18 protein-coding genes are annotated in these 20,335 nt (G+C 58.1%); 14 read left to right on the forward strand and 4 right to left on the reverse strand.

Annotated elements, in window-relative coordinates; genetic code table 11:
- Window positions 1-9: 9 nt before the first annotated feature.
- Window positions 10-1,068 (reverse strand): right-handed parallel beta-helix repeat-containing protein, encoded by a 1,059-nt coding sequence (locus tag JNB88_RS06235; protein WP_223217095.1) that lies wholly within the window; start codon window positions 1,066-1,068, stop codon window positions 10-12.
- Window positions 1,069-1,307: 239 nt separating this feature from the next.
- Between JNB88_RS06235 and JNB88_RS06240 the strand changes: the two genes are divergently transcribed.
- From JNB88_RS06240 to JNB88_RS06305, 14 genes are all read left to right on the forward strand, one after another.
- Window positions 1,308-1,679 (forward strand): hypothetical protein, encoded by a 372-nt coding sequence (locus tag JNB88_RS06240; protein WP_220354715.1) that lies wholly within the window; start codon window positions 1,308-1,310, stop codon window positions 1,677-1,679.
- 436 nt (window positions 1,680-2,115) lie between these two features.
- A complete protein-coding gene (locus tag JNB88_RS06245) occupies window positions 2,116-3,555 on the forward strand; it encodes an exopolysaccharide biosynthesis polyprenyl glycosylphosphotransferase (protein WP_220354716.1) in 1,440 nt (479 codons plus the stop codon).
- A gap of 49 nt (window positions 3,556-3,604) precedes the next feature.
- On the forward strand, window positions 3,605-4,654 hold the full coding sequence (gene rfbB, locus JNB88_RS06250; protein WP_037134279.1) for a dTDP-glucose 4,6-dehydratase: 1,050 nt from the start codon (window positions 3,605-3,607) through the stop codon (window positions 4,652-4,654).
- Complete coding sequence (gene rfbD, locus JNB88_RS06255; RefSeq protein WP_220354717.1) at window positions 4,651-5,550, forward strand: dTDP-4-dehydrorhamnose reductase; 900 nt, start codon at window positions 4,651-4,653, stop codon at window positions 5,548-5,550. The genes rfbB and rfbD overlap by 4 nt, the downstream gene beginning before the upstream one ends.
- On the forward strand, window positions 5,543-6,427 hold the full coding sequence (rfbA, locus tag JNB88_RS06260) for a glucose-1-phosphate thymidylyltransferase RfbA (RefSeq protein WP_220354718.1): 885 nt from the start codon (window positions 5,543-5,545) through the stop codon (window positions 6,425-6,427). Before rfbD ends, rfbA begins: the two co-directional genes overlap by 8 nt.
- Window positions 6,424-6,981, forward strand: a complete 558-nt coding sequence (gene rfbC / locus JNB88_RS06265) for a dTDP-4-dehydrorhamnose 3,5-epimerase (protein ID WP_220354719.1) — start codon at window positions 6,424-6,426, stop codon at window positions 6,979-6,981. The genes rfbA and rfbC overlap by 4 nt, the downstream gene beginning before the upstream one ends.
- Window positions 6,982-7,059: 78 nt before the next feature.
- On the forward strand, window positions 7,060-7,434 hold the full coding sequence (locus JNB88_RS06270) for a VanZ family protein (RefSeq protein WP_338110962.1): 375 nt from the start codon (window positions 7,060-7,062) through the stop codon (window positions 7,432-7,434).
- Window positions 7,435-7,548: 114 nt separating this feature from the next.
- Entirely contained in the window at window positions 7,549-8,586 is a 1,038-nt protein-coding gene (locus JNB88_RS06275) for a LacI family DNA-binding transcriptional regulator (RefSeq protein WP_220354720.1), read from the forward strand.
- A 351-nt stretch (window positions 8,587-8,937) separates the two neighbouring features.
- A complete protein-coding gene (locus JNB88_RS06280; RefSeq protein WP_222857954.1) occupies window positions 8,938-10,017 on the forward strand; it encodes a Gfo/Idh/MocA family protein in 1,080 nt (359 codons plus the stop codon).
- Between the two features lie 10 nt (window positions 10,018-10,027).
- Window positions 10,028-10,930 carry a sugar phosphate isomerase/epimerase family protein gene (locus JNB88_RS06285; RefSeq protein ID WP_220354722.1) on the forward strand — a complete coding sequence of 301 codons (903 nt, stop codon included), beginning with the start codon at window positions 10,028-10,030 and terminating at the stop codon, window positions 10,928-10,930.
- Window positions 10,931-10,995: 65 nt separating this feature from the next.
- Window positions 10,996-12,228 (forward strand): ABC transporter substrate-binding protein, encoded by a 1,233-nt coding sequence (locus JNB88_RS06290; protein WP_220354723.1) that lies wholly within the window; start codon window positions 10,996-10,998, stop codon window positions 12,226-12,228.
- Window positions 12,229-12,338: 110 nt separating this feature from the next.
- Window positions 12,339-13,241 (forward strand): carbohydrate ABC transporter permease, encoded by a 903-nt coding sequence (locus JNB88_RS06295; RefSeq protein ID WP_037134268.1) that lies wholly within the window; start codon window positions 12,339-12,341, stop codon window positions 13,239-13,241.
- Window positions 13,238-14,065: a carbohydrate ABC transporter permease gene (locus tag JNB88_RS06300; protein WP_220354724.1), complete on the forward strand. Its 828-nt coding sequence runs from the start codon at window positions 13,238-13,240 to the stop codon at window positions 14,063-14,065. Before JNB88_RS06295 ends, JNB88_RS06300 begins: the two co-directional genes overlap by 4 nt.
- On the forward strand, window positions 14,062-15,132 hold the full coding sequence (locus tag JNB88_RS06305) for an ABC transporter ATP-binding protein (RefSeq protein WP_220354725.1): 1,071 nt from the start codon (window positions 14,062-14,064) through the stop codon (window positions 15,130-15,132). The genes JNB88_RS06300 and JNB88_RS06305 overlap by 4 nt, the downstream gene beginning before the upstream one ends.
- A 38-nt stretch (window positions 15,133-15,170) precedes the next feature.
- Here the strand turns inward: JNB88_RS06305 and JNB88_RS06310 are convergent, their stop codons facing one another.
- The 3 genes from JNB88_RS06310 to JNB88_RS06320 are packed head-to-tail and all read right to left on the reverse strand — an operon-like array spanning window position 15,171 to window position 19,966.
- Window positions 15,171-16,202: an aldo/keto reductase gene (locus JNB88_RS06310; RefSeq protein WP_220354726.1), complete on the reverse strand. Its 1,032-nt coding sequence runs from the start codon at window positions 16,200-16,202 to the stop codon at window positions 15,171-15,173.
- A 45-nt stretch (window positions 16,203-16,247) separates the two neighbouring features.
- Window positions 16,248-18,146, reverse strand: coding sequence for an ABC transporter ATP-binding protein (locus JNB88_RS06315; protein WP_220354727.1), 1,899 nt, complete (start codon window positions 18,144-18,146; stop codon window positions 16,248-16,250).
- 11 nt (window positions 18,147-18,157) lie between these two features.
- Entirely contained in the window at window positions 18,158-19,966 is a 1,809-nt protein-coding gene (locus JNB88_RS06320) for an ABC transporter ATP-binding protein (protein ID WP_220355074.1), read from the reverse strand.
- Between the last annotated feature and the right edge of the window lie 369 nt (window positions 19,967-20,335).

A 20,335-nucleotide genomic window follows, 5' to 3' on the forward strand; every position in this document is an offset into this window, starting at 1 on the left:
AAGTGACACTCAGCAGCCGACCAGGGGCTCGAGTTGCACCTTGCCTTTCTTCTTTTCCTTCTCCTCGGAGTTGTTTTGCGAGGTATTGCCGCAAACCTTGCCCTGCGGGCCGCGCTCTGCGCGAACGACCGCGACGCCGACCCGCTGAAACGTGTTGCCGTAGACGTCGTTATGGATGCCGTCGCTTTCACCATCACCACCGAGGCGGACCCCCGCACCTCTCACATTGCTGACGGTGTTGTAGCGAAAGACGTTGTTGTTGCCGCGCGAATCGAAACCGCCGGAATTCTTGTCCTTTTGACCAGAGCATTGATTGTGCTCAATAATGTTACGGCTTGAGCCCTCCTTTATATCGACGCACTCGTTGCCCTTGGTGTCGATGACATTGTGATGGACGTGATTGGCATCCGACGCATCGACCGACCTGTCCGGAGCACCATTCGCACCGCGTTGTTCGGGAGCCGTGCCGATATAGATCCCTTCACCATTCTTTCCGCCGTCCTTGAAGGCGAAGTCATAGCGGCCACAATTGCTGATCTGCGAATAGGCGATTTCGTTTTGACGTGTCTGATAACGCAGCCTGATGCACTCCCCACCGGCGTTTTTGACCGACATGTTCAATATTCGCAGACCCGTGACACCATTTCCGCGCGTCTTGCCGATTACGTAAATGAGCTTATCGCGATAACTGCCCTTGGTGTTCCCGGCGCCGAACTTGCCATCGACGGTGAAGCCCCGCAGTTCCGTGTAGTCATGGTTGATCTCGATGATCCGCGGCGCACCGCCTCCCTTGATAATCGCCGAACGAGGACCGGTGATCACGATCGGCTTGCCCGACCTGCCATCTCGGACGGTCTTGAAGTCTTCGTAATACACGCCGGGTTTCAGGCGGATGACATCTCCGGGTTCGGCGCGGTTGAGGGCGGCCTGTATGCCCTGTGCACGGGTACCGCTGGGCGAAGGGGAAACATCGATTGTCGCCGCAAGGCTCGCACTGGCGAAGGCCGCGCAGCCGCAGAAAGCCAAGGTGCGAGCAACAAGAGAAGACGCCAAAGATTGATAAGCCATTGTGACCTCTTCAGAATCATTGAGGAATTTCACAGGCACCGGAAAATTGCATTCCGGACAAACATGAAATGGATATTCTTGATATCCGTCACACTGCAAAGAATTACTCACACAAGACTATGTCGAATAGTTGATAATCACTCATCACGATTATGTTTTTCTTCGTATACCGTGAAAAATCTTGTCCATTATGCTGAGTTAATATAGCCTTAGCTTGTTGACTCCGAAGGAGCTGGACCATGATGAAGCTATTCCTTGTCGTCTCCACGCTGCTCTCTTTTTCAGCAACAAACGCTCTAGCCGCCAGCCCATGGTACCAGCTTCTTCCCGTACCAAACGCACCCGGCTGCAAGGTTCTTGCCGACCCGAATGGCCGGCCCATCCAGCAACGGTACGAGTCGGGCGGCGCCCGCATGTATGCGATCGGTGGCAAGGCATGTCCGCAGAGGTTCCCCGGCGAAAGTTACGCCACGATTTCTACCGCTCGGTCGATCACGACTGATGGAAACTTTGCGCGGATTATCACCAAGACGCGCAAGTTGGTGGTCACTCGGGCGGGCACCGGCAACAACTATACGTTCGCGATAAACAAGCTTGATGTGACTCAATAGACGGACGTTACGGGCGACAAAGGTTACTCGCGATTCCTCGCTGTGAGGCTAGGCACTATGAAATTCGACCACTCCCTGGCCGAACGCTCTACTGGCAACGTCGATGCGCGACCTGTCATCCACTGCTTGAAGAGCCGCATCGGCTCGACTGAGGCCGCGCGATGGCGACATCGGTGACGACGAGCTGTGCCAACCCTGGACATTTGACCATGGCCAGGATCGCTTGGCCGCGCCCTCGATGCCTACCGAGAACCGCAATCGCTCTCCAAGCGGGCTCAAACGATCACAATATATGCGCGCCGAGTTCAAGTATTACGACAATCAATCGAACATGTCCTAAATACATTTTGGCGTTACCCAATAAGGCGTACTGCGGGTTAATTGTTGCACGCGTTTAACTCATGCTAACTATACAGCAGGGTTGAGGGTCTGCACTATGAGCATTCCGGTTGAACAGGACTGGAGCCCGTACCTTTCGGTCAAAAGCGACCGGAAATGGTTCGGATTCAACAACGTTGCCATTACCTGGATCGCTGCAACGTCCGATCTGATCGTTCTTGTCGCGGCGAGCGCCGCCGGCTACCTGCTCTATGCACAGGCAGCTTTGGGGACTTTCGGCGACCTGTCGCTGTATGTCGGCATCGGCCTCCTGGTGGCGACCATCTTCGTACTGGCAATGGGAGGCGCCCATGCTTATCGGCCGGACGAGATCCTGGCATTCCGACGCCAGCTTCTGTTGATTTGCACACTCCTTCCGTCCGTTTTCCTGTTTCTCCTTGCCGTCGTTTTCTTCCTGAAGATCGGCGCGACAATTTCTCGCGGCGCAGTTACGACGACTGCGTTCCTCTCGATTGTCAGCCTGCTAGGGTTGCGATTGCTCTGGCACCGGCACCTCAGCCGGGCCATCGCGCGAGCGGCTTTCCCGACCCGCCGTGTGCTCCTGATCTGCCCCAACGCGATGCCGACGGAATCTATTGCTGAAAGAGCAGCCCTAAGTGGCCTTTCCATAATGCACACGATGCGGCTCTCTGCGACAGATCCGGCGCCGCGCTATACGAGCGACGTCTTTGCAAACCACGGTATTGCGGATGTTGACGAGGTACTCGTCGCCTGGAGCGACTACGGCAATTTGCAGTCGCTGGAAAAGTGCCTGTTTGCTCTGCGCCAATTCTGCGTTCCGGTCAGCGTCATGTTCGACGGACTGGTCGGCGACATAGTCGAAGGCCTCACGCACAATGTCGGAGAACGCCGCGTGTTCCAGGCGCATCGCCCACCGCTTGATCTTTATGAACGGAGCCTCAAGAGAGCCTTCGACATCATATTCTCCATTAGCGCCCTCGTCGTAATGTTCCCGATCTGTGTTGCGGTGGCGATCGCGATCAAGTTTGACAGCCCGGGACCTGTCTTTTTTGCGCAAACGCGAAAGGGCTACAGCGGTCGCGCATTTCGTATTTTGAAGTTTCGCAGCATGACGGTCATGGAAGATGCTTCCGACGTCCGCCAGGCAACCCGCCACGATCCGCGCGTTACGCGCGTTGGCAGCTTCATTCGTTCGACGAGTCTCGACGAACTGCCGCAGTTCTGGAACGTTCTTCGCGGAGACATGTCGGTCATCGGACCTCGCCCTCATGCGCTGGTACATGACGATTTCTACGACGCGCTGATTGCCCAATACGCCTCACGCAGGCGCGTGAAACCGGGCCTCACGGGATGGGCACAGGTGAACGGATATAGAGGCGAGACGCCGACGGTCGACAGGATGGCGGAGCGTGTTCGCCACGACATCTGGTATATAAACAACTGGTCGCTCTGGCTTGACGTCAGAATAGTCTTTCTGACGGTGCTGGCGCTCAATGACCGTCGCAATGTCTACTAGGTACCCATCACTAATTGGTTCTTGCGTTTGTTGGAGAGGTGCTTAGACGATGATCTTGGTAACTGGCGGAGCCGGATTTATCGGTTCAAACTTCATTCTCGACTGGCTGGCAAATAGCGACGAATCTGTCGTGAACCTCGACGCGCTGACCTATGCCGGCAATATTGGGAACCTCAGTTCGCTGGCGGGCGACAGCAGACACATTTTCGTGCACGGGAGCATCAACGATAGCGCACTCGTTTCGAGCCTGCTCGAACGGCACAAGCCAAGGGCCGTTGTAAATTTTGCTGCTGAAAGTCATGTTGACCGCTCTATCCATGGACCGGAAGACTTCGTCCAAACGAACATCGTCGGGACTTTCCGCCTGCTCGAGGCGACTCTCGCCTACGTTGCCAAGCAGCCGGATCGTCAAAGCTTCCGTTTCCTTCATGTTTCGACCGACGAAGTGTTTGGCTCACTTAACGCGGATGACCCGGCCTTCGACGAACGCTCCCAATATCAGCCCAACAGCCCCTATTCTGCCAGCAAGGCCGCCAGCGACCACATGGTCCGCGCCTATCACCACACGTACGGGCTCCCGGTTCTTACAACGAACTGCTCCAACAATTATGGCCCATATCATTTTCCCGAAAAGCTTATCCCGCTGGTGATCCACAACGCTCTCAAGGGTCGACCATTGCCGCTTTATGGCGACGGCAAGCAGATCCGCGACTGGCTTTACGTGAAAGATCATTGCCGCGCGCTACAGCGGGTCCTGGAGGCGGGTATTCCCGGGCAGACATACAATATAGGCGGCTTTAACGAACGGACAAATTTGGACGTCGTTACCATGGTGTGCGACGTCCTCGACGAACTCGCGCCAAAGCCCGAAGGCGGTGCCTACAAGGATCAGATCATCTTCGTCGCCGACCGTCCCGGCCACGACAGGCGCTACGCAATCAACGCTGGAAGGATCGAGGCGGAATTGGGCTGGCGACCGGCGGAAACGCTGGAGAGCGGCATCCGGCAAACGGTTCGCTGGTACCTCGACAACCCCGATTGGGTAACCGCAGTCACATCGGGTAGCTACCGCACCTGGATCGCAAAGCAATACGCATGAACATTCTTCTCCTCGGCAAGAACGGCCAGATCGGCCGGGAACTACAGCGTACTCTGCTACCGCTCGGCTCGGTTACTGCGCTGGGGCGTGACGCCTTCGACATGGAGGCCCCAAACGCCGTTGCCGCAGCGCTGCGAGATCATTCACCAGATCTGATCGTCAACGCGGCGGCGTGGACACAAGTCGATCGGGCGGAAACGTCTGCCGATGCGGCGTTTCGCATCAACGCTGACGCCGTCGGAACCATTGCACAGTACGCTCGTGAGCGCGGAGCCACGCTCCTACATTACTCGACGGACTACGTGTTCGACGGCAAAAAGCAAACACCATATGTCGAAACCGACGAGGCAAATCCGCTGAATGTCTATGGGCGGTCAAAGCGAGCGGGCGAGCAGGCGTTGGAGGCCTCAGGCTGCAAGTTCGTCCTGCTGCGCACCAGCTGGGTTTTTTCAGCAGAAGGAACCAATTTCATCAACACCATTCTTCGGCTTGCGCGCGAGCGTGAGAACCTTCGGATCGTCGCTGATCAGTTTGGTGCTCCAACGTCTGCGGAACTGATCGCGGACGTTACGGCACTGGCGGTGGCCGCGCATCGCCGCAATGAGCTTGCCGGTGGTATCTATCATCTTGCGGCACGAGGTCGGACGAGCTGGCATGAGCTTGCCTGCTACGTCGTCAAGCGAGCTCGTGGTATTGGCTTTCAGCTCATGGCCGACGTCGAGGATATCGAGCCGATTGCAACGGAAGACTATCCGCTGCCGGCCATGCGCCCAAGGAACTCCCTGCTCAACAGCAATGCGCTTACCCGTGGCCTTGGCCTGGACCTACCGGATTGGACCGTCCACGTGGACAGGATGCTTCAACAACTTCGAAAGCGGGGGGGCAGAGGTGACTAGAAAAGGCATTGTGCTTGCTGGCGGTTCCGGCACACGGCTTCACCCGGCGACACTGGCGATCAGCAAGCAGCTTCTGCCGGTATTCGACAAGCCGATGATCTACTATCCACTGAGCACCCTGATGCTTGCCGGCATTCGGGATATTCTCATAATATCGACACCGCAGGATACGCCGCGCTTCGAAGCATTGCTTGGAAGCGGACAACAGTGGGGCGTCAACTTCTCCTATGCCGTTCAACCGTCGCCCGACGGCCTAGCCCAAGCATTTATCATTGGCGAGGAGTTTCTCGCCGGATCGCCATCGGCGCTCGTGCTCGGCGACAACATCTTCTACGGACATGACCTGCCGCTACTGTTGCGAAATGGCATGTCGCGTGATGCCGGCGCTACGGTCTTTGCTTATCATGTCCTTGATCCGGAGCGCTACGGCGTCGTCGAATTCGATAGAGCAAACAAGGCGCTTTCAATCGAGGAGAAACCCGAACGGCCCAAATCGAACTTCGCCGTTACGGGCCTCTACTTCTACGACGAGCGCGCGGTCGATATCGCCAAGGAACTCCGACCGTCGCCAAGGGGTGAGCTTGAGATAACCGACCTCAACAGCCGCTACCTGGAGGACGGCAGCCTGACCGTGGAAATCATGGGGCGTGGCTACGCATGGCTCGACACAGGAACCCATGACTCGCTGCTTGATGCAGGACAGTTCATTTCGACACTGGAGCACCGCCAAGGGCTCAAGGTCTCATGCCCGGAAGAAATTGCGTTCCGCAACGGCTGGATTGACAGTGCTCACCTCGAACGTCTGGCGACGCCCCTTGCCAAGAGCGGATACGGCAAATACCTGATGCGGTTGGTAGCGGAGGCTCACGCTCAATGAAGGCGATATCGCTTGCGATCCCCGAAGTGCTGCAGATCGAGCCTGCAGTCTTTGGCGACGATCGCGGTTTCTTCTTCGAAAGCTTTAATCAGGCCAGATTCAACGCGCTCATCGGCCGTGATGTGAACTTCGTGCAGGACAATCACTCAAAATCGGCAAGAAACGTGCTTCGAGGACTTCATTACCAGGTCAAGCAGCCTCAGGGAAAGCTGGTACGGGTCATTGAAGGCGAGGTGTTTGACGTGGCTGTTGATTTGCGCAGGTTGTCGCCGACCTATGGCAACTGGGTCGGGGTAACACTGTCGGCCGAGAACAAGCGGCAGGTATGGATCCCGGAAGGCTTTGCGCATGGCTTTCTCGTTCTCTCCAAATCAGCGCAGTTCCTCTACAAGACGACCGACTTTTACTCCCCGGAAAACGAGCGGGCGATTGCGTGGAACGACCCCCAGCTGAACATCAACTGGCCCATCGAAACGGACCCGATACTGTCGAAAAAGGACGCAACAGCACCAACGCTGCGAGATGCGGAAGCCTTCACCGATCCAGTTTCCTGACCGCCTTGGTCGCGTGGTTGAAACTTTGCGGCCGCTCCTGCATGGTCCTGCAAGCGCGCCGACAAGAGGATATGCAGAGTGCAAGAGCCGATTGCCCATGGTTTAGACATGGTTGTCATCGCGCAAGCGATCGCATGGCTACTGCTTGCTTTAATACTCTTCGTCACAATTTCCCCCATTCAACTGCGCCCACCGACGATCACTCGCGTCAACCTCGACAGGAGCCTGGCGTTTGCGGCGATGACGTTCTTCTTTGTGACAGGCTTTCCCGGCTCTGAGGCACTGGTTGCAACCGCTTGCGTGATCGGCGCTGGTCTTTCCGAAGTGCTACAGATGCTTTCGCCATCACGTCATGCGCGGCTGCCCGACGCGATGGCCAAATCCCTTGGTGCAGCTGCAGGCGCCGTTATCGCGGTGGCGGTATTGGCGACATCCCGTATTTTCGAGCTCTAGGTCATCGGACATGCACCGCCGCCTGCCCACCCAGATCGCAAGGGTGCTTTGCGGAACTGTTTTAGTGTGGCAGATAGGGAAACAAGCGTTCAATCGGGAGGAAGATTGCCGCAAATGAAGGGAATTCGCCAACTCGCCAAGCATCTCGATGTCTCGATCGGGACAGTCTCGCGTGCGCTTAACGGCAGGCCCGATGTCAACGAAGAGACACGCAAGCGTGTCCTTGCGGCGGCCGAAGAGCTTGGCTATGTGGCCAACCAGTCCGGTCGAAGTCTGCGCCAGGGCACTACGAATGTTATTGGCCTGATGATCGAATCCAGCAAGGAGACGGTCGAAAACAGCGACAACTTCTTCCTTGGCGTCACTGGCGGTCTCCAGAGCGTACTGTCTCGTCACAAGCTCGATCTGCTCATGCTTCCGTGCCCGAATGACGAAGACCCCCACGAGTATCTGAAGCGGATGGTTGCGCGGCGGATCGTCGACGCAATGATCATCTCGGCCACGCAGCGCGTCGACAAGCGCATCGATCTCCTTGTGAAAGCCAAGATCCCGTTTGTAGCGCTCGGCCGCAGTACATCCGGCGGCAACCACACCTGGATCGACCTCGACTTTGAAGGTGTCGCTGCTCGCGCGGTCGATCGCCTGGTGTCAAAGGGGCATCGCCGGATCGCCATCGCCGCGCCATCCAACGACATAAACCTCGGTTACATCTTTGTGGATGCCTACCGGGACGCGCTGGAGCGGCACGGCATTGCGTTCGACCCCTCGCTGGTCATCCGCGTCAAATCGAGCGAGCAAGGCGGCTACCAGGCGGGCCATGAAATGCTTCGTCTCGACAGCAAGCCGACAGCAATCATCCTCATTTACGAGCTCATGGCGATTGGCCTTTATCGTCGCCTCAATGAGGCAGGGCTCGTCCCCGGCCGCGACCTTGCCGTCATCGGTTTTCGCGAAGAGCCGCGCGGTAAGTTTCTGCAGCCTTCCCTTACATGCTTCCGGATGTCGCTACGAGATCTCGGGGTCGAACTTGCCGAAACCTTGCTTGCGACAATGCCCGCGTATGGAGAGCACTACCCAAAGGGTGCACGCAATACGATCTGGCCCCTTGAGCTTGTTCCGGGTGAGAGCGACGCCTTCTCTCTCGACGAGTAGACACAGGAGCCTCGGCGCAGCATTGCGGCTTTGCTTCTTATTGATGGAGCGAGGACTGGCGACGGACCGAGACCGATTGTTGAACGATGCAGGGGCGCACGATGAAACGTTTGCTTTGCCTTCTCGGGCTCCAGCCGGCGCACTGCGTTTTTTTTTGGCGCAGAAAGGCCGGCGCGGACAACCTGACCCGAAGCTGCCAATGAAAATCTCTGAAAGTTTTTTTACGCTGCAGTGCAGCGCCACCCCTCCTAAGGTGCCGCATTCTCAGGTGTTTTTCGCAGCATTTTGCACCAGATTGCGCGGTATTGACACCAGGAAACGTTTCCGCTTAGTATCGTAAACGTTTACGGGATGCGTTTCGGGAGGAAAGCCGGAAACGATCCATCGGAGGAAATCGTGATTTTGAATGCCGTTCTATGCGGGTGCGGAGCCATGTCCAAAGGCTGGTTGCGCGCCATCAAGGAAACCCCGGCTCTTGCGGCCGCCATTGAAATCAGGGGCCTTGTCGACGTCAATCCGACGGCCGCCGAAGCACTCGCTGCCGAGTTCGGTCTTGAGGGCGCCGTGATCGGCAGCGATCTGGCCGACGTCATCGCCAAGTCGAACGCCGATATTGTCTTCGACGTCGTTATTCCGACGGCACGTTTCAACGTCGTCTCCACGGCGATGAAAGCGGGCTGCCACGTTCTCAGCGAAAAGCCGATGGCAACTTCGCTTGCCGAAGGTGCCGCTCTGATCGATCTCGCCGCCGAAACCGGCAAAATTCACGCCATCATTCAGAACCGCCGCTTCATCTCTGGCGTACGCCGCATGCGTCGCTTCGTCGAGAGCGGAGCAATCGGCGATCTGACTGCCATCCATTGCGACTTCTTCCTCGGTCCGCATTTCGGCGGTTTCCGCGAGGAAATGGACAACGTCCTGTTGCTCGACATGGCGATCCATACCTTCGACGCCGCCCGCTATGTGGCAGACAAGAAGCCGCTCGCCGTCTATTGCGTCGAGCGCAATCCGGCCGGTTCCTGGTACAAGCATGGCGCCTCCGCCAATGCGACCTTCGAATTTTCCGACGACGTCGTCTTCACCTACCGCGGCTCCTGGTGTGCCGAAGGCGAGCGCACCAGCTGGGAAAGCGAATGGCGCCTCGTCGGCTCCAAGGGAATGTTGACCTGGGACGGCGGCGATACCTTCAATGCGGCCGTCGCCGGCACGGAGCCGGGTCTCTTGCATGGCTTTGCGCCCGTAAACGTTCCCGAGCCCGCGCATGAAGAAGAGACGCATGGCCACGCCAGCGTCATCGCAAGCTTCGTCGAGGCGATCAAGACGGGCAAGCGGCCCGAGACCGCCAGCTCGGACAATATAAGAAGCCTCGCCATGGTTTTCGGCGCGATCGAAAGCGCCAAGACCGGCAAGCGCATCGAAATTTCAGCATAAGGAAGACATTGTGAGCAACCCCGCCAAGTCTATTCGTGTAGGTACCATGGTCAGCGCCTCCAAGGGCGGTGCCGACAAGCGCATCGGTCAGATTGCCGACATGGGTTTCGAGAGCTTTGAGCCCTTCTTCTGGCAGACAACGAATGGCCAGGATCTGGCCGAACTCGGCAAGCGCTGCGTCGATGCCATCGGTGAGCGCGATATCACCATCTCGACGCTCGGCATGTTCGGCAATCCGCTTGAGACGACCGACATCGACCTGCAGACGCTGCAGGGCTGGAAAGACTGCATCGACAATGCGCACCATTTCGGTGCGACATGCATTGCCGGCTTTACCGGTCGCATTCGCAACAAGCCGCTGACAGAGAGCCTGCCGCGGTATAAGGAAATCTGGAGCGAGCTTGCCAAGCGAGCGGCCGACAAGGGCGTCAAGATCGCCTTCGAAAACTGCGCCATGGATGGCAATTGGGCGACCGGTGACTGGAACATCGCGCACAACCCTGACGCCTGGGAACTGATCTTCAACGAAACGCCCGACGATCACATTGGCCTTGAGTGGGAACCCTGCCACCAGATGGTCTATCTGATCGAGCCGCTGCCGCAGATTCGCAAATGGGCCAAGAAGATCTTCCACGTGCACGGCAAGGACGCGACGATCCGATGGGATGTCATCAAGGAACACGGCATTTTCGGCAAGGAGAAATTCGTCTTCATGCGCACGCCCGGCTTCGGTGACAGCAACTGGACGGACATCATTTCGGAACTGCGTCTTGCCGGCTGGTCCGGTTCGATCGATATCGAAGGTTGGCACGATCCGGTTTACCGCGATGCGCTCGAAATGACGGGCCAGGTCTACGCCCTCAACCACCTCAAGCATGCCCGGGGCGGCGATTTCGTCGTTGATCCGGTTTGATGGCATCGTGGCCGGCGAAGAGGAATCGCCGGCTTCCGACAGGATAACCACAAAGGAGGAGAACTATGGGTATCCGCAAGTTTGCTATGATCGGCGCTTTGGCGCTCGCAAGCGCGTCTCTCTTCGGCTTGGCCGCCAAGGCCGAAGACGTCACCTTGACCGTCTGGTCGCTGGATAAGGACATTCAGCCGGCGCCGAATCTCGTCAAGGAATTCAACGCCCAGAACAATGGCATCAAGATCGAATATCGTCTGATCCAGTTCGATGACGTCGTCACCGAAGCCATGCGCGCCTATGCCACCGGCCAGGCCCCTGACATCATTGCCGTTGATAATCCCGAGCATGCGATGTTCGCCTCGCGTGGTGCCTTCCTGGATATTTCCGACATGATCAAGAGCTCGTCGGTCATCAAGCCGGAAAACTATTTCCCTGGTCCGCTTAAGTCGGTCGAATGGGATGGCAAGTACTACGGCATACCGAAGGCGACCAACACGATCGCGCTCTACTACAACAAGGACATGTTCAAGGCGAAGGGTCTCGACCCCAACAAGCCGCCGCAGACGTGGGACGAGCTCGTCGAGGATGCACGCAAGCTCACAGACCCGGCCAAGAACGTCTACGGCCTGGCCTTCTCGGCCAAGGCGAACGAGGAGGGCACCTTCCAGTTCCTTCCCTGGGCTCAGATGGCGGGCGGCAGCTACCAGAACATCAATGCCGAAGGTGCGGTCAAGGCGCTGGAGACCTGGAAGACGATCATGGACGAGAAGCTCGCTTCTCCTGACACCCTGACGCGCGGCCAGTGGGACTCGACCGGCACCTTCAACTCCGGCAATGCTGCGATGGTGATCTCCGGTCCCTGGGAACTCGATCGTATGACCAAGGAAGCGAAGTTTGATTGGGGTGTTGCCCTGCTCCCGGTTCCGAACGAAGGCGCTGAGCGTTCCTCGGCAATGGGTGACTTCAACTGGGCGATCTTCTCCAGCACGAAGCATCCTGCCGAAGCCTTCAAGGCACTCGAGTTCTTTGCGTCTCAGGACGACAAGATGTTCAAGAACTATGGTCAGCTTCCGGCTCGTTCTGACATCACCATCCCGGAAACGGGCAACAAGCTGAAGGATGAGGCTTTGAAGGTCTTCATCGAGCAGCTGAAGTATGCCAAGCCGCGTGGCCCGAATCCGCAGTGGCCGAAGATCTCCAAGGCGATCCAGGACGCCATCCAGGCTGCCCTGACCGGTCAGATGAGCCCGAAGGATGCGCTCGACCAGGCTGCCGACAAGATCAAGGCCGTGCTCGGCTAACCCTCTCCGTATAACCGGATGGCCTTCGGGCCATCCCACCATTTCCTCCCGGCAGGGGCTGTCTCCAAGCGCAAGCTTCAGGCAGCCCCGTTCGGAGTATTGGAGGATCGATGAAACGGTTACTTTCAAGTGTCCGAGACGGCCGCGGCTTCGACATCGCACTCGTCGCCTTTCCGCTGACTTTCCTGTTCCTGATGGCCGGGTTGCCGCTCATCTACAATGTGGTGATGAGTTTCCAGGAGGTGGACATGTTCAGCCTCGGAACCTTCTCGCGCCCCTTCGTCGGTTTCAAGAACTACACGGATCTCTTTGCCCAACCGGAAACCTGGCCGATCCTCGGCAATACGGTCATCTTTGTCGTCGGCTCCATCGCCGGCCAGTTTCTGATCGGTTTCGGTCTGGCGCTGTTCTTCTGGGTCAATTTCCCCGGCGCCTCATGGCTGCGCGGCCTTTTCCTGGTCTCGTGGGTCATGCCCGGCCTTGTTGTCGGGGCAATCTGGAATTGGATTTTGTCGGGCGACTTCGGTGTCCTCAACTTCATATTGAAGGAAAGCGGCATCATCAGCAGCAACATCTTCTGGCGCTCTGATCCTCACTTCTCGCTCTATGCCGTCATCATCGCCAACGTCTGGCTTGGAACTGCCTTCAACATGATCCTCCTGTCGGTTGGCTTGTCCGGAATTCCCGGTGACCTCTATGAGGCTGCGGAACTGGACGGGGCCAATGCCTGGCAACGGTTCTGGACGATCACGCTGCCAATGATGCGTTCCACGATAGGCGCCATCGTCTCGCTCGGCCTGATCTTCACGCTACAGCAGTTCGATCTCTTCGCTGCAATCACCTCGGGTGGGCCGAACAACTCATCCAACGTCACGCAATACTGGGCCTGGGACCTGTCGTTCCGCCAGTATGACTTCGCCAAGGGCGCAACCATCTCTGTCATCATGATCGTCTTCGTCATGTTTGCCTCCGTCGTCTATGTCCGCTCCACACGCCATGAGGTGCGCGGATGACCGAAACGACACACAACCGTCTTATGCTTGTGATCGCCATCCTAATGGCGGCGGTCTACCTGTTTCCGCTCTACTGGATGTACATCACGGCGCTCAAGGGCGGATCCGAGATGTTCGCCACCCCCCCAAGCTTCTGGCCGGGCGATCCGCAATGGGGCACGTTCGGCTATGTCTGGGAGAGCCGCGGCATGGGCCGCTATCTCTGGAATTCACTGGTCATTGCCGTCGGTTCCGTCACGCTGATTACGGTTCTCGGTGTTGGCTGCGCCTATGTACTGGCGCGCTACCGCAACGTTTGGGTCGACATCGGTCTCTTCATGATCCTGATGCTGCAGGTCCTGCCGGCGTCGCTGATGGTGACGCCGATCTTCGTAGGCTTCTCGCAGTTCGGGATGCTCGACTACCCGCGTCTTGCCGTGATCATCGCGATCGCCGCAAAAAGCATGCCGTTCTTCGTCGTCCTGGTTCGCGCCACCTTCATGGCCGTGCCGATGGAGCTCGAAGAAGCCGCGCTTGTCGACGGCAACAGCCGCGTCGGTGCCTTTTTCAGTATCGTGCTGCCGCTTGCTCGCAATGGCATCCTGGTCAGCGCCATTCTGATCTTCATGCAGGCCTTCGGTGAATTCGTCTACTCAAAGTCGATGATCCAGGCGGCCGAGCTTCAGCCGGCAAGCGTCGGTCTCAATTCCTTCATGGGACCGAATACCAACGAGTGGAACAACATCATGGCCTACGCCACGATGTATGTGACGCCGATCCTCGCCATCTTTGTTCTCTTGCAGCGCCGCATCGTATCCGGCCTCACCTCTGGAGCCCTCAAATGACCAATCAGATCGAGCTCAGCGGCGTCAACAAGCACTACGGCGCGTTTCACGCCCTGAAAAACATCAATCTGTCGATTGCAAAAGGCACTTTCGTCGCACTCGTCGGGCCATCCGGTTGTGGCAAGTCCACACTGCTTCGATCGCTCGCGGGCCTGGAAAGCATCTCGGAAGGCGACCTGAAGATCGCTGGCGAGCTGATGAACAACGTGCCGCCGCGCAAGCGCGACGTCGCCATGGTCTTCCAGTCATACGCGCTTTATCCGCACATGACGGTCGAGGAGAACCTGACATACAGCCTGCGCATCCGTGGCGTCGCCAAGGCGGAAGCCCGCAAGGCAGCCGAAGAGGTTGCCACGACGACCGGCCTGTCACATCTCTTGAAGCGTTATCCGCGCGAGCTCTCGGGGGGACAGCGCCAGCGCGTCGCAATGAGCCGAGCCATCATCCGCCATCCGAAGGCCTTCCTCTTCGATGAGCCGCTCTCCAACCTCGACGCCGCATTGCGCGTTCACATGCGCAAGGAAATCCGCGCATTGCACGACCGCCTCGGTGCCACGTCGGTTTACGTCACCCACGACCAGATCGAGGCAATGACGATGGCCGACCATGTTGTCGTCATGCGTGAAGGTGTGATCGAGCAGCAGGGCAAGCCACTCGATCTCTATGACAAGCCCGCCAACAAGTTCGTCGCCGGCTTCATCGGCTCTCCTGCCATGAACTTCATTCCAGCCGTTGTAGGCGAAGACGGCAAGAGCCTGGCAATCGATCTCGGCACCGTCAAGCACAAGATCGCAATCGACCATCAGGTCGAGCCAGGCCGCAAGGTCACCGCCGGCATTCGTCCTGAGCATATCGGGGTGACAGCGCCAGGGCAGGGGACGTTTGACGTACCTGTTGCTGTCGTGGAGTCAACCGGCTCATCCACCTTCATCACGGCTGCGACAACACCGGAACTGACGATCGTCGAGACTGGGCGCGGAACCGCTCGCGCGGGCGAGACGATTGGCGTCGCCGTCGATCCATCGCAGCTGCATCTGTTCGACGAGACAAGCGGCGTGCGCCTCTAAATCGATTGGCGGCCGCTCGCCGGCCGCCATGAATGACTTTATCGGCCACCTTCGATCTTGCGATGCCGCTGGTTGGTGCCGCCGACACCATATGGGTAGTCGGCCACTTGTGGCTGACTGACTTCATCAAGCCTGGTAACCTCCTGTTCGGAAAGCGACAGGTTCGCTGCTGCGAGATTGTCCGCGAGTTGCTCTCCCGTTCGGGCACCGAGAATGACCGAAGTCACCGCCGGCCGCGCCGCCGTCCAGGCAAGAGCCACCTGTGCCATGCTGACGCCACGCGCTTTGGCGATCGCCTCTACCGTCTCGATGATGTCCCATGTCCGTTCCTGCGCATTGCGCTGCGCAAAGGATTCCATGCCTCGGTTCGGATTTTCGCCGAGCCTGGTCGCACCCGTCGGTTTCTGGTCACGGCGGTATTTGCCCGTCAACCAGCCGCCGCCAAGCGGCGACCACGGCAAGAGGCCCATGCCAGCATCCTGGCAGGCAGCGACGATCTCGAGTTCGATGTCGCGTACCAAGAGATTGTATTGCGGCTGTAGCGTCACCGGACGGGTGTAGCCCCGCGCCCTGGCAATCTCCACGGCCTTGGCGATCTGCCATCCGACATAGTTGGAGAAACCGTAGTAGCCGATCTTGCCGGCGGAAACGGCATCATCGAGGAAGCGCAGCGTCTCCTCGATCGGCGTCAGGGCATCCCATGCATGCATCTGGTAGAGATCGATATGCTCGACGCCCAGCCGCGCAAGCGAGGAGTCGAGCGCCTGGTTCAGATGGCGGCGAGAAAGACCGATATCGTTCGGCCCGGGTCCCATCGGAAATCGCCCCTTGGTCGCAATAACCGCTTGCTTTGCCTCGGTGGGCCGCTCTTTAAGCCATCTCCCGATGATTTCTTCCGACGTGCCGGCGCTGTAGACATCAGCGGTATCAATGAAATTGCCGCCCCAGGCGAAGTAGTCGTCGAGCAACTTGTGCGATGCAGCTTCGTCGGCCTCGGCACCGAACGTCATCGTGCCGAGGCAGTAGGCGGTGACAACTGCTCCACTATGGCCAAGCTTGCGGTATTCCATGGAACATCCTCCTCTTCGAATAATGGCGTTGCTTGGAAGGCTTGATTATGTCGCTGAACCGTTCGCCGTGGTCTCTTCGAGCACGGCGTCCGGAATGTCGTCGAACGACGCGTAATTGAGGTTGTAGAGCCGCGAATAGAGCTTACGGTTCTTCATCAGCTGCTGATGGTTGCCGCTTTCGATCAACTCACCGTTCTGCAGGACGATGATACGGTCCGCCTCCCTGATCGTGGCGAGGCGATGCGCGATAACCAGTCCCGTGCGGTTCTCGAGCAGCTTGACGAGCGCCTTCTGAATCAGCATCTCGGTGTAGCTGTCGATATTGGCAGTTGCCTCGTCAAGCACCAGGATTTTCGCGTCAGCGACCAGCGCACGGGCGAAGCTCAGAAGCTGACGCTGGCCGAGCGAAAGATTGCCGCCGCGCTCGCCGAGCATGCTGTCATAGGCCTGCGGCAGGCGCATGATGAAATCATGGGCGCCGACGGCCTTTGCGGCTTCGATGACCTGTTCGCGGGTCGCTTCAGCCTTGTGATAGCGAATATTCTCGAAGACTGTGCCCGTAAACAGAAAAGGCTCCTGAAGGACCATAGCGATCTGGTTGCCCAGCGAATCCTGCGTCAGGTCGCGCACATCGTGTCCACCAACCAGCACCTGACCCTGCTGCACATCATAGAAGCGGTGGATCAGCGACATGCAGCTCGACTTGCCGGAGCCGGTCGGCCCGACAAGAGCAACCGTTTCGCCTGGGTTCACCTTGAAGCTCACGTGTTTCAGGACCGGGTGCTTTGGATGATAGCCGAAGACCACATCGCGAAATTCCACGGAGCCGTCCATATCGGCGGAAAGCTCTTTTGCATCCGGCGCGTCCCTGATCTCGACGGGAACATCAAGAACCTCTGTCAGCCGCTGGCCGGAGGCCATGGCGCGCTGCATCACCGAATATTGTAGGGTCAGCGAGCGGATCGGATCGAAAAAGCGCTGGATATAAAACAGGAATGCGACGAGCACGCCTACATCGAGCGCCTGGTTGAGCACGCGCGCGCCACCGACGACAATGACCAGCGCCATGGCAACACCAGTGAGTGAGTCCACGATCGGCACCATCACCTGCGCATAGCGCGCCGCCGTCAGATGCGTTTTTAGGTTCGCTTTGGCCTTATCGTCGTAGAGCATGAAGTTGACCCCCTGACGGTCCATGCTCTGAACGGCGCGCACACCGTGAATAGCTTCTGCCAATGCGCCGTTGGCAACCGAGTTTGTTTCGTGTGCCGCCATGAAGGACTTGCGCGCCAAAGGAAGCCAGAAGAGGCGAACGATAAAGAGGATCGGTAGAACCGAGAGCGTAAGGAGGCCCAGCTTGAAGTCGAGATAGAGCATCACGAAAACGATGCCGAAGAGCAGCGCGATATCGCCGACCGACAGGACGGAGGTTTCAAGGAACTCCTGCATCGAGTTGACGTCGCCCTGCAGGCGCGACATGAGGCGCCCGACCTCGGTCTTGTCCATGAAGGAAAGCGAGACGCGCTGCAAATGTGAGAACATCGCCTTGCGGATGTCGAAGAGAACCTCTTCTGCGACATTGCCGACCAGTGTCTCCTGCGCGTAGCTGGCGCCGTAATTGATGATGATCGCAACCAGGAAAGCGACCATCGCCCATGTCAGCGCCGAATGGCCCCCTTGCGGCTGCATGCCGTGATCGATCGCGTAGCGGATAATCAGCGGGATCAGGAGCTGCATTGCCGTGAAAGTCAAAACTGCGGCCACCGAAAGCCAGACTTGCCGGCGATAGGGATGCACGAAGGTCCAGATGCGCTTTATGATGTTGCCATCGAACGCCTTGCCGAACATCTCTTCTTCGACGCGGTGAGAGCCGACGACCGCACGCGGCGGGCGGCGCCCGTCCTCGCGAACGTCGGAGCGCTCGGTTTCCAACTCCTCAGCCATTTCTTTCCTCCCTAGGCGCCGACGGCGTCGTCGCCCGGCCGCACTTGCAGATCGTAGAGCGCCTTGTAGCGCCCCCCGGCAGCCAACAATTCGTCATGCGTTCCGCGCTCGACGATTTGTCCGTTTTCGACGAACAGGATCTGGTCGGCGTGCATCAGCGAGCTCAGGCGATGCGCGACGATGATCGTTACGCGATCGGCCGCGTATTTGCGCATGGCGGCGCGAATGCGCTGTTCGGTTGCCGCATCGATCGCCGCCGTTGAATCATCGAAAACCATCACGGCAGGCTTCAGCATCAGCGCGCGTGCGATCGACAAACGCTGGCGCTGTCCTCCCGACAGCGATACGCCCCGCTCGCCAACGACGGTTCCGTAGCCGGTCGGCAGGCCAAGCACGTAATTGTGCAATTGCGCGCTTTCGCTCGCCCGCTCGATACGACCTTCCTTCGCCCAGGGATCTCCATAGGCGATGTTGTTCTCGATCGAAGTCGTGAAGAGGAACGAATCCTGCTGGACAACGGCAACGGCGCGGCGAAGCGATTGAAGTGTGGCCTTGCGGATATCCTGGCCGTCGATGGTGATCTTACCCCTCGTGACATCATAGAAGCGCGGGATCAGATGCGCGAGCGTCGACTTACCGCTCCCGGGGGGACCGACGATCCCGATGGTCTCGCCACGGTTTGCCTCGAAGGAGACGTTCCGAAGCACCTCATGCATCGGCGAGCTTGGATAGGCAAAGCTTACATTCTCGAAGCGAATCGTGCCGTCAGTTAGCGCGAGCTCCTTGGCGTCAGGTGCATCCCGCACAGCAATTTCGAGATCGAGCAGGTTAAAGAGCCGCGTGCCGCAGGTCGAAGCGCGAGCGAAGGCGTTGACCATAAGTCCGAGTTGGCGGACTGGCATCTGCAGGATCGTCATGAAGGTCAGGAAGGAGGCAAGCGTGCCGACTGTAATCTCGCCGGACATCACCTTGCCACCACCAATCCATAACACGAGTCCCATCGCTGCGAAGAACGAAAAGGTCATCGCACTGGTGTTGATGACACGGATGCCAACGCGCTGGTGTGCAAGCAAAAGGGCGTTCGTGGAGGCCTTTTCGAATTTCATCATCTCATGTGCCTGCGCGGCAAATGCCCGCACGACGCGGATACCGCCGAGATTTTCCTCCATTATGCGCGTGAGCACTGACAGGCGTTCCTGCAAATCGAGCCACGTCGCACGCAATCGCAATTGCGTAACCGAAGAGCGCCAGGCAACAAAAGGCACGAAGCTTAGGGCAAGCAGGCCAAGAATGAGATCGGTGGAGAGCAGCATGTAAGCGCCGATGCCGATCAGAACGGTCAGCAGCACCATGCGAACCAACGCTGTCGAGAAGTACATGCGCACACCTTCGAGGTCGAGCAACCCGACGGTGATCAGGTCGCCCGAGTGGACGCTGTCATGAAAGCTGAAGGAGAGGCGCTGGATCTTCTCATAGCAGGCGAGCCGCAGCTCATACCCGATATGATGGCCGACACTCTCGCTGTAATAGTTTTGAACCATCGTGAAGATGCCCCGCAGCACGCTGGCGCCAAGCAGCATGAGTGCGGTTGTCAGAAGTGCATCCTGCGCGAGCTGGCCGGCCCGGCCGCCCTCCATCGCAACCTGGGTGTGGTCAACGGCCTGGCCAAGGAGGCGAGGTATCATCAGCTGGAAGGTCGAAGCCACAAGTGTTGCGCCAATTGCAAGGCTGGATTGCCAGGGATGGCGAAACGCCATGACGGTAATGCGGACGAGCGTAAAGAGGCCCTTGCCCCAGCCTGCCGCAGTCGCTTTCGCCATCGAAGCCGATGGCTTCGCCGCGCGTGTTAAAGCATCGCTGCTCACGGTGATATTCCAAAACAGAAGTGTGGTCGGACGCTGGTCCGGAAAGACGACAAGCCCGTAAAGGGATTGATTAGCGCCCTTACTTTTGCCGATTCCTTTGCGCCCTTCAAGTCAATAATTCACCAGTTGGTTATTTTATCGTGAGCGCAGAAGCGAAGGGGAATTGCGACCGCGCATACTCGCGTCGGCTCGAAATATCAAAGTACTACCGGGTACTTAGCAACTTGGAGCGGCGTGGTTGGAAACAAAGGCCTTGCCTAAATCGTCTTTTAGCGCTTTCATACACGACCAGTTTGATAGACTATAGGCGGTTCTAAACCGCAT

The sequence above is a fragment of the Rhizobium cauense genome, assembly GCF_019511525.1.
Lineage (GTDB): Bacteria > Pseudomonadota > Alphaproteobacteria > Rhizobiales > Rhizobiaceae > Rhizobium > Rhizobium cauense.